This window comes from Amycolatopsis sp. NPDC057786 (genome assembly GCF_042797905.1).
GTDB lineage: Bacteria > Actinomycetota > Actinomycetes > Mycobacteriales > Pseudonocardiaceae > Amycolatopsis.
In genome coordinates this window covers 1-13,323 of record NZ_JBHVKW010000065.1, presented here as the reverse complement: position 1 = coordinate 13,323, position 13,323 = coordinate 1, and the positions used below count along the sequence as shown (strand labels likewise).

Here is a 13,323-nt window from a genome sequence, read left to right as displayed (position 1 = left end):
AGGCTTTGCATGCAAAGCAAAATAGCTTTCACGATGATGCTACCTGGGGAGTACCGGTGCTGATGACCACCGCGGACGCCGAAACGGGGCGTCCCCGTACCACTCGTGTCGACTGCCGCCCGTTCGGGAGCCGGTATCTGGTGTTCGCAACCGACGGCGATGCGCCTTGGTATCGCGACCTTCTGGTCAGTCCACAAGCGACACTGGAGATCGACGGCGTGCCGCATGCCGCACGTGCCGTGCCCCTCGAAGGCGGCGAACGGGGGTTCACGCTGCATCTCCTGGAGGTCGATGCGGCCCGCGGCCGCGCGATCGCCGATCAGCTGCTCGTCCACCACGGGGAGCTCCGCAAGACGCTGGCGGCCGCGCGGGCCGAACTCGACGGCGCGCCGGTCGCGGACCGGCGGAATCCACGGCGCGAACTGCTCGGCCATTGCGTGACCTTCTGCAACGACCTGCGCATGCACCATCTCCGCGAGGACGGCGCGTTCACCGCGATCGAGAAGGCCCATCCCGGACTCGCGCCGGCGCTGAAGCGGCTGCGTCAGGAGCACGAAACCGTGTCCCGCGCACTGCGCGATCTCGATGAACTGCTGCAGGGCAAGGGGGAGATCGAACGCTCCGCACTGCGAGAGGAGTTCGAGCGCGTCGTGACGGGTCTCGAAGAGCATTTCGCCTATGAGGAGGCGAATCTGCTTCCCGCGCTCCGCGGCGAGGGCGTGAGCTAGCCGGCGTTGCTCCGAGCGGGTGAGAGTGCCGGGTTCGCCGGTGGAACACCGGTAACGAATACCCGTCACCCGGCGACTGATCGTTGTCCGCACCGATCGGCGCGACGTCCCCGACCGGGATTGTGAGAACCGATGAAGTTCCGAAGAGCCACACTTCTGTCGCTTGTGGCCGCGGCCGCCGCGATCACGCTCGTGTCGCCCGCCCCCGCCTTCGCCGAGACTCCCACCAGTTCGGTGGTGGTCGGCCCGACCACTGTCCAGCGTGGACAGACGTTCACCGTCGAGCACTCGCTGTACAACGCGCTCACGGACGCGGCCATCGAGGGCGGGGCGGCGACGCTCTACACCGCCGAGACCCCGCTCACGGGGATCGCCGAGGTCGTCTCGTGCCCTGGTGCGCTCAGCTGCGGCTCGCACGTCGTGAGCATCCGCGGCGGGGTCGGGGACGTGGCTCCCGGCGACAGCCGCAAGGTGACGTTCACCCTGCGGATCAAGGACGACGCCCCGCTCGGCCCGGTGACTCTGCGGCACCAGTTCCTCGGTGAGAACTACAGTTTCGAGACGTTCGACGGTCCCGTCCTGACCATCACCGGCGGCACCACCGCCGCCGATCTCGGGGTCACGCTGACCGCGTCCCCGCGCGGGCTCCTGACGTCGTCGATCGACTACACGCTCAAGGTCACGAACGCGGGACCGGCCGCGGCGTCCGGGATCCGGGTGGCGTCGACCCTCGGCAACGGGCTGCGTTTCACCGGCTCCCCGTCCTGCTCGAACCCGGGCGGCACGAAGGTCGTCAACTGCGACTTCTCGTCGCTCGCGTCCGGAGCCAGCGCCACGGCCAAGTTCTCGGTGGCGACCGGGCTGCTGAGTCTCGGGCCGGTCAAGACGACCGCGAAGATCACGCAGAGTTCCGTCGCCGACCCGAACGCGGCCAACGACACCGCGTCGGCGACCTGCACGGCGATCACCGGGCTCCTCGTCAGCTGCTGACACTTCGGTAGCGGTGGGTCGTGAGTGATTCGGGTCGTTGGAACGACACTCACGACCCGCGCAGGCGTTCGGCGCGGGCGTGGAGACGGCGCTCGTGCTGGTCGTGGTGTTTCGGGTTCTGTTGTGAAGGGGGCTTTCGCTGCATTGGATGTGGGGAAGGTTCCCTTCGCCAAGGCGCGGCTGGTTCGCGCCGGGGGCGTGAGTGTTTCGGGTCGTTGGAACGACACTCACGACCCGCGCAGGCGTTCGGCGCGGGCGTGGAGATAGCGCCGGTGCGGCAGGGTCGTGGCACGCCCCGCGGCGTCCACATAGGACTCGATCGCTCCGGCGGTGTCTTCGGCCATCTCCAGCAGATGCGCGCGGGCGGCGTGGAATCGGTGGTCGCCGGGGATCCGGTCACCGAGCTCTTCCAACGCCGCCAAGCCTTCTCGCGGTCCACGGGCCATGCCGACGACGACGGCGTGGTTCAGCGCCACCACCGGATTGTCGGAGAGCCGCAGGAGAAGTTCGTACAGCGCTTCGATCTGCGGCCAGTCGGTCTCCTCGGCGCTCGGCGCCTCGTCGTGGAGCGCGGCGATGGCCGCCTGGATCTGGTACTGCCCGGTCGGCCCGTGCGGCAGCGCTTCGGACAGCAGAGCGATGCCCTCGCCGACGTACTCGGTGTTCCACCGGCCCCGGTCCTGTTCGGACATCGGGATCGGCGCGCCGTCCGGCCCCGTCCTCGCCGGACGGCGCGCGTCGGTGAGCAGCATCAGCGCGAGCAGCCCGGTGACCTCGCCGTCGGCCGGCAGCAGCCGGTGGACGATCCTGGTCAGCCGGATGGCTTCGGCGGACAGGTCGCTCCGCACCAGATCGGGGCCGGACGTGCTGGCGTATCCCTCGGTGAAGATCAGATACAGCACGTGGAGCACCGCGTCGAGCCGTCCCGCTTCCGGCGGCGTGCCGAACGGGACGCCGCTCGCCTTGATGATGGCCTTCGCGCGGCTGATCCGCCGGGTCATCGTCGCTTCGGGGACCAGGAACGCGCGGGCGATCTCCGCCGTGGTGAGACCGCCGACCGCGCGGAGGGTCAGCGCGATCTGCGACGCGGGCGACAGGGACGGGTGGCAGCACAGGAAGAGCAGGACGAGCGTGTCGTCGGGGTCGGCGGCACGCCGGTCGGCGGCGGGGGCGAGGTGTTCCTCCGGCAAGGTCCGGTGGACGACGGTGTCCTCGCGACGGCGTCGCGCCTGCTCGGCACGGAGAAGGTCGGTCAGGCGCCGTGAGGCGACCGTGATGAGCCATGCGCGCGGATCGTCCGGCCGCCCTTCGGCGGGCCATTGCGTCGCGGCCGCGAGCAGCGCCTCCTGCGTCGCGTCCTCCGCCAGGTCGAAGTGACCGTAGCGGCGGACGACGGCGCCGAGGACCTGCGGCGAAAGCTCGCGCAGCAGATCCTCGACGCCGCTGTCCGGCACTTACAGCTCCAGCTCTTCGACGCTGTCGACACACGGGCGGATGTCGACGTACCACTCGCGGTCGAGCGGCTTGTCCTTCGGATACGGGGTGTCCGCCAGTTTCGCCGCGATCTCGACGGCCCGGTCGTAGCTCGCGGTGTCGACGATCGTGTAGCCGACCAGGACCTCCTGGGTCTCGGCGTAGGGTCCGTCGGTCACCACGGGAGCGCCGTCACGCAGCGAGATCCGGCGCGCGTGCGCCGGGGGAGTGAGGCCCCGCGCGTCGACGAACTCGCCGGATTCGACCAGGTCGTTGTTCCACTTGGTCATGAACTCGTGCAGCGCCGCGACCTCGTCGGCGCTCCAGCCGTTCTCGCCCTTGCCGCCCAGCGTGTCGAGATCCTGCTGCGAGCCCATCATCATGATCATGTACTTCACGGTTCTCTCCTCTCGACGGGCACCGCTCCGGTGCCTTCCGCCGGGGACGTCGGAGCCGCCGGACCGGACCGGACATGGTTCGCCGGGAATTCTCCCTCAGCCGCGGTCGGCCGCGGTGTTCATCGCGTCGGCCGGTTCGAGGGTCCGCCCGCCGGTGATCTTGGCGTAGAGGTGCTCGCCGCCCAGTACCGGCGGATACTTCGGCGGGTTGTCGGCGGAATGGCAGGTCGGAAGGCATTCGAACCGCGCGTCGTGGTCGCCGTCGAAGAAGAACGCCACGCTCCGCCGCCGTGACGGCCCCGGCCCGGACGGCGGCACGACGCGATGCAGGGTGGAGCGCCAGCGGTCGTTTGTCCACTGCGCGGTGAGGTCGCCGAGGTTCACCACCAGCGCGTCTTCGGCGGGGACGACGTCGTGCCAGTCGCCGTCGGGGCCGTGGATCTGCAGGCCGGGGACGGGGTCGGCGTAGAGAACGGTGACGATGCCGTAGTCGGTGTGCGCGCCGAGCCGCATCTGGCCGGGAAGGGGCTCGGGCGCTCCGGCGCGGCGCTCGAAGTGATTCACCCGCAAGGTGCGTGTCGGATGCCGGGTGTACGCGCCGAGGTAGCCGTCGGGCAGCTCGAGCGCCTTCTCGAAGATCTCCAGCAGCACTCGCGCGACCCGGTGCGCTTCGTCGGCGTACGCGGTGAGCGCGGGACGCAGGTTCTCCGGCAACTCGGGCCAGATGTTGGGGGCGAAGAAGCCATAGGGGTCCTCGCCGTCGATGTGCTCCGCGCCGATGACGAACGATTCCGACAGGTCGGGAGGCGTCGTCTCGCCGAGGCTGTACGCCAGCCCTTCGGTGCCTTCGGCCGCGTACCCGCGATCCGAGGCGCGGTCTGCGGGCGCGGATCGGAGCTTCTCCTCGACAGGGAGCGCGAAGAAGGCAGCGGTCGCTTCGCACATGTCGTCGATCGTCGCCCGCGGGATGCCGTGCCCGACGACCTGCAGGAATCCGACGCTCCTCAATGCCTCATCGACGGCGTGCGCGAGCAGAGTGCGGTCGCCGTCGCCCCAGGTGCTCAGGTCGACCGTCGGTACGAGAGTCATGGAGCGACGGTAACCAGGTCCGCGCCGGTGATCACCGGGTCGCGGTCATCCGTTCGGGCGATCTGCGCTGCCCGATCGGCCCGCGCAGGTTCGCCGAGCACACCAGCCCGAGGACCAGCGCGCCGACGGGAAGCAGGAAAGCGGCCTTGACCGCGTCCGTGAGCGCGGCGCCGGTGACCTGCGCGGCGAGTTCCCGTGCCTGGGCGGCGATCTCGGACGGCAGCCCCGCGGGGACCTCGGGAACGCCGCCGAACTCGCTGGCGGCGGCCGCCGCTCCGGCCTCCCCGGTGAAACCGTCGACGAAACGCTGCCGGAATTCGGCGGGCAACGCCACCGCCGCTTCGTTCGCGCGCGCCGTCATCGAGGCGCCGGCTCGCGCCTGCACCAGGACCCCGACGGCCGCGCCGCCGAGCACGCCGCCGACCTGGCGCGCGGTGTTGAAGATGCCCGACGCGCTGCCGACCAGCGGACGTTCGACGGAGTTGAGGGTCACGTTGTTCATCGGGGAGAAGGTGAACCCGACCCCGAGGCCGCAGAGCAGCAACCCGGGGAGCAGGGCCTGCGGCGAACTCGCCGGGATGATCACCAGCGAGACGAGGCACAGGCCACCGCCCAGCGAGAGCATCCCGAACGCCAGCAGGTACTTGGGATTCACCCGGTCCGAGAGCCTGCCCGCGAACGGCGCGACGCCGCCGGACACCACGGCGAGCGGCGCGATGAGCAGCCCGGCGTCGGCCGGGGACAGGCCGAGTACCGACTGGACGTAGATGACGAACAGCAGGAGCATGCTGGTCATCGTGAACCCGACCGTCACCGCGGACGCGGCGCCCAGCGAGAAGTCGCGGTGACGGAAGATCCGCAACGGCAGCAGCGGTTCGCGGCGGTTGGCCCGTTGCCATAGGACGAAACCGGCCAACAGCAGCACCCCCGCCCCGATGACCTCGAAGGCCTTTCCCCAGCCGTAGGTCTGTCCATTTTGGATACCGAAGACGACGCAGACGAGACCGGCGCCGAACAGCAGGATCCCGGGAACGTCGAAGCGGTGCGAATTCCCCGGCCGCCAGTCGGGGACGAGGACGACGGTGAGCGCCAGCGCGATCAACCCCACCGGGACGTTCGCGAAGAAGATCCATTCCCAGCCGAGCTGGTCGACGAGCACCCCGCCCAGCACCGGACCGGCGATCATGGCGAGGCCCGCGACACTGCCCCAGGCGCCCATCGCCGGACCGCGTTCGTCCGGCGGGAACAGATACGTGATGAAGGCCGTGGTCTGCGGGGTCATCAACGCGGCACCGAAACCCTGCACCGCGCGGGCGGCGATCAGCGTCTCCACGTCACCGGAAAGCCCGCACCAGAGCGACGCCGCGGTGAACACCAGCAGCCCGGCGACGAAGACGCGCTTCGGCCCGTACCGGTCGCCCAGCCTGCTGGCGGGCAGGATCGGGACGGCGTAGGCGAGCAGGTACACGCTGGTCACCCAGATCACCGCGGTCAGCTCGGTGCCGAGTTCGCGCACCATCGACGGCACCGCGATGTTCACGATGCTGATATCGAGCATGACCATGAAGAAACCCAGGCACAGTGCGAAAAGCGCGGGCCAGGGCCGCGTTCGTTTCGGCATCCGTCCTCCTGTTCCGGCACCGGGAGGTGGACGGCGGGCGGGCCGCTCGCCGTCCACCCCGGGGTCATCCTGCTTGCGTGACCATCTCGGCGACCGGCGCCACGGGGGCCCAGACGCTTTCCGGACGGCCGATGCCCTGGTAGGAAAGCCCGGTCCGCGCCACGGTGTGCGGGTCGAGCAGGTTCCGGGTGTCGATGACGGACCGGCCGTGGAGCCGGTCGGCGATCCGTCCCCAGTCGAGGGCGCGGAACTCCGGCCACTCGGTCAGCAGCACGACCGCCGCCGCCCCGTTCGCCGCGTGGTACGCGGTCCCGGCGATCCGCACGTCGTCCGTCACGCCCGCCACCGGAGCGTGGACGCTGGGGTCGTAACCGGTCAGGACGGCGCCCTCGGCGGCCAGCAGTGCCGCGATCGCCAGCGACGGGGAATCCCGCAGATCGTCCGTCCCGGCCTTGAAGGTCAAGCCGAGCAGGCCGATCCGGACGCCGGCGAGGTCGCCGCCGACGGCTTTGCGCACCTTGTCGACCACGAGCTCCTGCTGCTTCACGTTGGTCTCGATCGCCGCTCGCAGCAGGGCGAAATCGCTGCCCGCCGATTCCGCGGTGCGCAGCAGCGCGAAAGTGTCCTTCGGGAAGCAGGAACCGCCCCAGCCAGGGCCCGGGCGCAGGAACGACTTGCCGATCCGCTCGTCGTAACCCATCCCGGTCGTCACGTCGTCGATACTCGCGTCGAGGTACTCGCACAGCTCCGCGACGGTGTTCACAAAGGACAGACGCGTCGCGAGGTAGCAGTTGGACGCGTACTTGATCATCTCCGCGCTCGCGGAATCGGTCACCAGCACGGAGGTGTCGAGCTTGTCGTACAACTCGGCGACCCGGCGGGCGGGGACCGGGTCACGATCGGCCGAACCGACCACGATCCGGTCGGGGTTCAGGAAGTCGTGGACCGCGAACCCTTCGCGAAGGAACTCGGGATTGGACACGACCGCCACGTCGGGGCGATCGATCAGGTCCGCGACGCGGGCCGCCGTGCCGACGGGGACCGTCGACTTGTTCACCACGACGCAGCCGGGCGGCAGCAGCTCCCGCACCTCGGCCACGACGGATTCCAAAGTGGACAGATCCGCCGCGCCGCTCGCGCCCATCGGCGTCGGCACGCAGAGGATCACGATATCCGCCCCGGCCGCCGCCGCGCTCGCGCCGAGGACGAACCGCAGGTGCCCGGACGCCAGCCCGTCCACCACGAGTTCGCAGATCCCCGGTTCCCTGATGGTCGCCTCACCGCGCCGCAGCGCGTCGACCTTCTCCTGGTCGACGTCCGCGCAGACGACGCGGTGTCCCAAGGACGAAAGGCACGCGGCCGTGGTCAGCCCGACGTAGCCCGCGCCGATGACGGCGATCGCAGCCCCCATAGTTGCACCCATTCCCTTACCCTCCAGTTTTCGAGGTCATCGGGCAGCACGAGCCGCGCTGCCCGATGACCTCGCGAGATACGGATTTTCAGCAGGACGAGCCGTGAGTCACTCGGCGTGGGGGATGGCCCTGATCCCCTCGTACGGGGTCTCCTTGCCGAGGTAGTCCACCGTTTCGAACAGGCCGATGGCGTCCATCGGGTAGCGGGCGCCCGCCTCCGCCGCGAAGACGCACGGAAGGATCTGCTTCCGCTCCGAGGCGGCGGCCTGACCGCCCTTGCGGATGTGCTTGTGGGTGTGGATCAGGATCGGCATGTAGCCGCCGCCGAGGAACGAACCGGACTGCAGCACCGCCCCGCCGACGCAGTCGATCACGCAGCCCTTGCCGAGGATCGCGTCGCGGCCCTGGTAGTAGTACGAAGGCGTGGCGAGCGTGCCGTGCTCCACATGGAACACCCCCGCCGACAGGCCGATGATCGAGCGGCCGCAGGTGCGCAGCACCGACCGGTAGAAGTCGACCAGGATCGGCCGCACGGTCGTGTCCGGAAGCGAGAATTCCCCGCACATCAAGGTGATGCGCACCAGTTCGGCGAGCGTGAGTCCGGAGCCGTGCTCCCCGGGGAATTCCTGGTCCCACGGCACGAGGTAGTCCGACGCCGCCACCATGCTCGTCCCGACGTCTTCGAGGATGAGCCGCTCCGGCTCGCCGGCCGATTCCGCGGGCAGGACGCCGTTCGCGAGGATCCGCACGGCGAGCATATGCCTGCTCTCCAGCGTTTTCGCCCGGCTGGCCGCGATCAGGAGGTTGAGCCTGCCGGTCACCGTTTCGGGGATGTCGAAGAGGTGGTCGATGCCGTCGGTGGGGACGGCGATCTTCGCCTGCAGTCCCCTGGCGGGCAGCGGTTCGTAGGCGTCGACGACCTCCTGGATGGCGCCGGCGTACTCACCCGTTCCGATCTGTACGAGCTTTTCCGCGGCCAGAGCCCGGTAGTCGTAGGGGATCGAGGTCGACGTCGACAGCACGACGTCGGCGAGCAGGGCGCGATACCGGTCGTCGTCCAGCGACGACGCGGCCAGCTCCAAGGACAGGTAAGGGGATTCGTCACCGGGGCCGTGGATCCAGCTCGCGGTGAAGGGTGCCTCGAACCGGCACGCCTTCGCGAACAACGCGCGGGCGGCGTCGTCGTTCTTGATCTGGCCGGTGACCTCGGCCAGCGCCACGTCGCGGTCCGAGACCTCGGGCAGCATGTCCTTGGCGGGCCGCAACAGTGTCGAAAGATCCTCGATGCTTCGCGTCATGCTTCGCTCCTAATTCGTGCGAACTTCTCGTTTTCCGTTGTCTGCGGGAAGGTTCCGGTGAACATCGCCGAACCCAGCGCGGCGAGGAACCGGTGCTCGGCGGGGCGGACCACGGTGGTGCCCTCGTCGAGGTGCTGCAAAAGGTCGAGCTGGGTCAGAAGCGCCTCCTTGAAATGGTTGACGGCGATCAGGAAATGGCGCGCCGGAGCGGCGGTGTTCCGGAGGTGGACGGCGTGGACGTTCTTGTGGTCGGGATCCGCGCCGAAGAACGGCTCGAAAACCAGGGTGACGTGCTTCCCGGAGCGGAGTTCGGCGTCCGCGTACCGGTACCGGAACTCGGACCCGTACGGGATCACCGCTGGGGCGATGAAATCCCTCGAAACCTTTTCCGGGAAAGCGAACCCGGCCAGTTCGGGGAAGGCGATGGCGCCGGTCGACGACGTGTAGAGCTCGACCTCCGGAATACCGGGCGCCGTGGTCCGCACGCGCATCTCCGGCGTCACCGACGACGGCACCGTGCGCAGATACGTCCGGTACGCCGCGGCGGGGAGGATCGCGCGCAGGATGCTCAGCATGTGGAAGCCCTCGTAGCCGGCTTCGCCGTACTGGGTGTCGACGAACCTGCCGTTCGCGACGTCGAGTTCCCGGTTCTTGGTGAATTCGACGGTGATCTTCCTGATCGGATCGGAGATGGCGAGGTCCCGCACCGACGCCGCGAAGCGCTGCACGGCTTCGCTGTGCGAGTACACGTCGTTGACGATGATCCTGGCGCGGGGGTGGCGCCGGACCGCGCCGCCGAGACCGGCGAGGTCGTCCGGGTAGCAGGCCGGTTTTTCGAGCAGGACACGGGCATCGGGTTGCCGCCGCAGGATCTCGTCGACGACCTCGAGATGGGTCGCCGTCGGGGTGGCGACCACCCAGGCGTCGACCGCCGAGGGATCCGGAACCTGCGCCACTCGCGCCCAGTCGGCGCCGCCGCCGAGGTCCACGGTGCCGATCCGGTGCCCCGCCCGTCCGTAACACGCGGCGTACTGCGAGCCGATCTTGCCGAGCCCGACGATCACGATCGTCTTCTCAGCCGGCGACACGGGCTTCCCCTCCCCGTGACCGGATGGCGTGACGGGCGGCGGACGTGCCCGCCGCCCGGCCCAGCACGGCGCCCGCCATCAGGCCGGTGCCGCCCGGATAGCCCTGGTCGTAAAGGCCGCCGACGATCACGCCCGCCGCGTAGAGCCCGCTGATCGGTTCGCCGCCTCCGCGCACCTCGGCGTCCGGGGTCACGGACAGCCCGCCGTAGGTGAAGGTCAGTCCGCAGACCACCGGGACGAACAGGAACGGAGGCGTGTCGAGACGCTTCTCCGCCTGGCCGTCGTGCAGCCGCTGGATTTCGGCGGTCAGGTTCGCCGCGTCGATGCCGAGCCGCCGGGCGCCTTCTTCGAGCGAGGAGACGGACACCGACGTCGGGTCGCCGACGTAGCCCTTCGGGAGCGTGCCCGCCGAGACGACCTTGTCGTCGAAGATCTGGAAGGCGACCCTGCCGGGCTGCTCCTGGATCTTCTGGCCCAGCGTGACGTAGGTGAGGTTGCTGTAGCCGCCGGATTCGTCGAAGAACCGGCGCCCTTCCCGGTTGACCACGACGCCCAGGGGAAAGGCGTAGCGGGTGAGGCCGTGGGATTTGTGCATCTGCCCGGGCAGCATGTGGTCGGGCAGGTTGATGCCCTGCGGCGTGGTGTGGCACTTTTCCCAGTTGCCCGCGGTGTCGGCGCCGAAGTCGACGGCCGCCGCCAGCGGGGCGCCTTCGTTGAACGGAACACCGCGAAGCTTCACGTCCCGCCACTCCTCGCCGAGGTGGCGTTCACGCAGCCGGGTGTTCGCCTCGAAGCCGGCCGATGCCAGCACCAGCGCGTCGGCGAGCATCGGGAACGCGGGGCCGGAACCGTGGAGCAGATACCGGCCGCCGTCCGTCTTCTCGAATCCGGTGACCGCGCTGTCGTAGAAGACCGTTCCGCCGAGTTGTTCGAACCGGGCGAAGTTGCGGTCCTGCAGGCTCTGACCGCCCCCGTCGAGGACGATCGGCACGTCACCGGGCAGCGGTGTCGGTCTCGGGGCCCAGCGCTGGCCGAAGTCGCGCATCCAGGTGATCGTGTCCGTCGAACGGCGGATGATCGATTCGATGAGGGCGACGTCCACCTGGTCGCCGGACACCGCCAGCCAATCGGCGAGGTACTGCTCGTCGCCGTACCCGGTCCGGCCGGCCAGGATTTCGTCGACCCGGCCCTTGTCCGCCTCCCGTAACAGGGAGGCGATGAAGGGGCTTCCCGGCCACGAGAACCGCATGGTCCTGGTCAGTGAACTGTTCCCGCCGCGTAAGCGTTCCGGCGCGGCTTCGAGGACGCTGACCGCCGTCGCACCCGCCTGTAGTGCGGCTATTCCCGCGCAGAGGCCCGCATTACCGGCGCCGACGACGACTACTTGCCGCTCATTTTGCCCGTTATCCATCAACAACGCTCCACAAATCCGGTGTTCGCCATTCAGGGACGACCGAGTTCGAACGAGACCGGGCCAAACCGCCGGAGGGCATGGCGAAGGGATATGCCCTCGAACGGCGCGGTGAACCGGTCCGCGAACCGCTGGTCCGCTGCGGAAAACGCAGCGTTCATTCCTCGCGTGTGCTCAGATGTGCGGCGCACGAGGGTCTTTCCTCGGAATCAGCGGATCGACCGCCCCATACGGGCGATGCCGGCGTCATCCGGTCTTCAGTGCGGAGATTTCAGTGGATGCCTTCCGAGATGAACCAGGAGTTTCCGCCGGGTTCACCGTCGCCCTTGACGATGATCGTGCGGATGTCTCTGGTTTGCTCATTTTCTTCGGCCCGGCTTTCCCGGGCCTCCCCAGGTTCGGTCGGCGGTGAGGCCGACTGGGGCCAGCCTGACTTCCTGACCAGCGCAGGGGCAACCTTCGGCTAGTTCGGCCTTGTTCGAAATCGTTCGAGTGGCCCGAACAGCGGTTTCCGGCGCCGCTGAATGGCGGTATCGCGGCTGAGATCGGCTCAGTCAATCTAGAGCGATGATCGTTGATGAGGGGGGCGACGACGGGGAGTCGCCGGCGACGGTTCACCCGCCGGACTCGACGGCTTCACCGGCTGAGTTCACAGCAGCACTGCGTGTATTGAGAACGTGGTCCGGATTGACTTACCGACAGTTGGCCGGACGGGCGAAAGAACTCGGGGGAACACTTCCGGCGAGTACGGTCGCGACCACTCTCGGCCGCACCACCCTTCCCCGCGAATCGTTCGTCGAGACGTTCACGCGCGCGTGCGGACTGAACGACGAAGAGGTACGGCGGTGGCTCGACGCCCGGACCCGGATCGCGATGGGGACTCCGCCGCGGCCCGCCGACGAGACGAAGGCGGAAGCCGTCACACCGCCGCCGGAACCCGACCCGGAGCCGGAACCGCGACCCCGTCGGCGCTGGCGCGCGCCGATGCTCGTGGCCGCGATCGTGAGCCTCGTCCTCGTCGGGACCTTGGGGTATCTGACGCGGTCCTTCGGCGCGTCCTCGAAGGCCAGGGAAACCGCGGCCGTGGTGCCGGGGCTGGACGTGCGGGAAGTGGGCAGCTGGGCGCAGATCCGGCCCGCCCGGTCGCCCGAGTTCTGTCTCGCCGAAGGGCGGGATCGGACCAGGCTGTATTCCGGTGCCGTCGTCGCCCAGCAGATCTGCGGTGGTGACGCGGCGCCGCGCCTGTTCATCGACCCCGTCGGGGAAGAGAACGCCGTGCAGTTCCAGTGGCACCATCCGGAGACCGGCGTCGGCTGCCTCACGGTCGTGAACGAAGGGCTCGGGCACGACCTGATCGAGTCCCGCGACGACTGCGACGACGATGGTATGGACCAGTTGTTCACCATCGCCCCGGCGGATCCGGCGGAGCCGGGACGGTTCGTCATCCGGCCCGTCGGCACCAGCCAGTGTCTGGGCCTGCGTGACCTGGACACCGTCGCGGGTACGGAGGTGGTCCGGGAGCGGTGTTCCGGAGCACCCGACCAGACGTTCCTCATCGATCTGATCCCGCCGCCGTGAGCGCCGGGCCGGGTGGATCTTGAGTGGCGTCTCGGGTCAGGTAGTGAAGGCCTCCTTGCCTACCCTGAGGGTAGTGAAGGAGGCCTTCACTACCCTCAGGGTCGCCGTTTTGTCTCAGGTACACCAGCGATCACAGCAGGCACAGCGGCCGCGCGTGAAGGACCTTCCCTCGGAAGCCCGACCTTCACACCTCGCCGAAGTACATGAAGGCCCCCTTCCTTGCGCCAGGCGCAAGGA

Annotated in this window: 11 protein-coding genes; 3 read left to right on the top strand and 8 right to left on the bottom strand. The window is 68.9% G+C overall.

Features of this window, described 5'->3' with window-relative positions:
* Nucleotides 1-62 precede the first annotated feature (62 nt).
* Both ACFVM3_RS27645 and ACFVM3_RS27640 read left to right on the top strand, forming a co-directional pair.
* Nucleotides 63-728 (top strand): nitroreductase/quinone reductase family protein, encoded by a 666-nt coding sequence (locus ACFVM3_RS27645; RefSeq protein ID WP_378442933.1) that lies wholly within the window; start codon nucleotides 63-65, stop codon nucleotides 726-728.
* A 132-nt stretch (nucleotides 729-860) separates the two neighbouring features.
* Entirely contained in the window at nucleotides 861-1,718 is an 858-nt protein-coding gene (locus ACFVM3_RS27640; RefSeq protein WP_378442895.1) for a DUF11 domain-containing protein, read from the top strand.
* 227 nt (nucleotides 1,719-1,945) lie between these two features.
* Here the strand turns inward: ACFVM3_RS27640 and ACFVM3_RS27635 are convergent, their stop codons facing one another.
* From ACFVM3_RS27635 to ACFVM3_RS27600, 8 genes are all read right to left on the bottom strand, one after another.
* Nucleotides 1,946-3,172: an RNA polymerase sigma factor gene (locus ACFVM3_RS27635; protein ID WP_378442894.1), complete on the bottom strand. Its 1,227-nt coding sequence runs from the start codon at nucleotides 3,170-3,172 to the stop codon at nucleotides 1,946-1,948.
* A complete protein-coding gene (locus ACFVM3_RS27630) occupies nucleotides 3,173-3,580 on the bottom strand; it encodes a YciI family protein (protein WP_378442932.1) in 408 nt (135 codons plus the stop codon).
* Between the two features lie 105 nt (nucleotides 3,581-3,685).
* The gene (locus ACFVM3_RS27625) at nucleotides 3,686-4,678 is read right to left on the bottom strand and encodes an isopenicillin N synthase family dioxygenase (protein ID WP_378442893.1); all 993 of its coding nucleotides are present in this window, start codon (nucleotides 4,676-4,678) and stop codon (nucleotides 3,686-3,688) included.
* Between the two features lie 31 nt (nucleotides 4,679-4,709).
* Nucleotides 4,710-6,299 (bottom strand): DHA2 family efflux MFS transporter permease subunit, encoded by a 1,590-nt coding sequence (locus ACFVM3_RS27620; protein WP_378442892.1) that lies wholly within the window; start codon nucleotides 6,297-6,299, stop codon nucleotides 4,710-4,712.
* A 64-nt stretch (nucleotides 6,300-6,363) separates the two neighbouring features.
* Entirely contained in the window at nucleotides 6,364-7,710 is a 1,347-nt protein-coding gene (locus tag ACFVM3_RS27615) for a UDP-glucose dehydrogenase family protein (RefSeq protein WP_378442891.1), read from the bottom strand.
* Nucleotides 7,711-7,818: 108 nt separating this feature from the next.
* Nucleotides 7,819-9,009 (bottom strand): hypothetical protein, encoded by a 1,191-nt coding sequence (locus ACFVM3_RS27610; protein ID WP_378442890.1) that lies wholly within the window; start codon nucleotides 9,007-9,009, stop codon nucleotides 7,819-7,821.
* Complete coding sequence (locus ACFVM3_RS27605; RefSeq protein WP_378442889.1) at nucleotides 9,006-10,097, bottom strand: Gfo/Idh/MocA family oxidoreductase; 1,092 nt, start codon at nucleotides 10,095-10,097, stop codon at nucleotides 9,006-9,008. The genes ACFVM3_RS27610 and ACFVM3_RS27605 overlap by 4 nt, the downstream gene beginning before the upstream one ends.
* Nucleotides 10,084-11,508, bottom strand: coding sequence for an FAD-dependent oxidoreductase (locus ACFVM3_RS27600; protein WP_378442888.1), 1,425 nt, complete (start codon nucleotides 11,506-11,508; stop codon nucleotides 10,084-10,086). The genes ACFVM3_RS27605 and ACFVM3_RS27600 overlap by 14 nt, the downstream gene beginning before the upstream one ends.
* 567 nt (nucleotides 11,509-12,075) lie before the next feature.
* Between ACFVM3_RS27600 and ACFVM3_RS27595 the strand changes: the two genes are divergently transcribed.
* A complete protein-coding gene (locus tag ACFVM3_RS27595) occupies nucleotides 12,076-13,086 on the top strand; it encodes a helix-turn-helix domain-containing protein (RefSeq protein ID WP_378442887.1) in 1,011 nt (336 codons plus the stop codon).
* Nucleotides 13,087-13,323 lie beyond the last annotated feature (237 nt).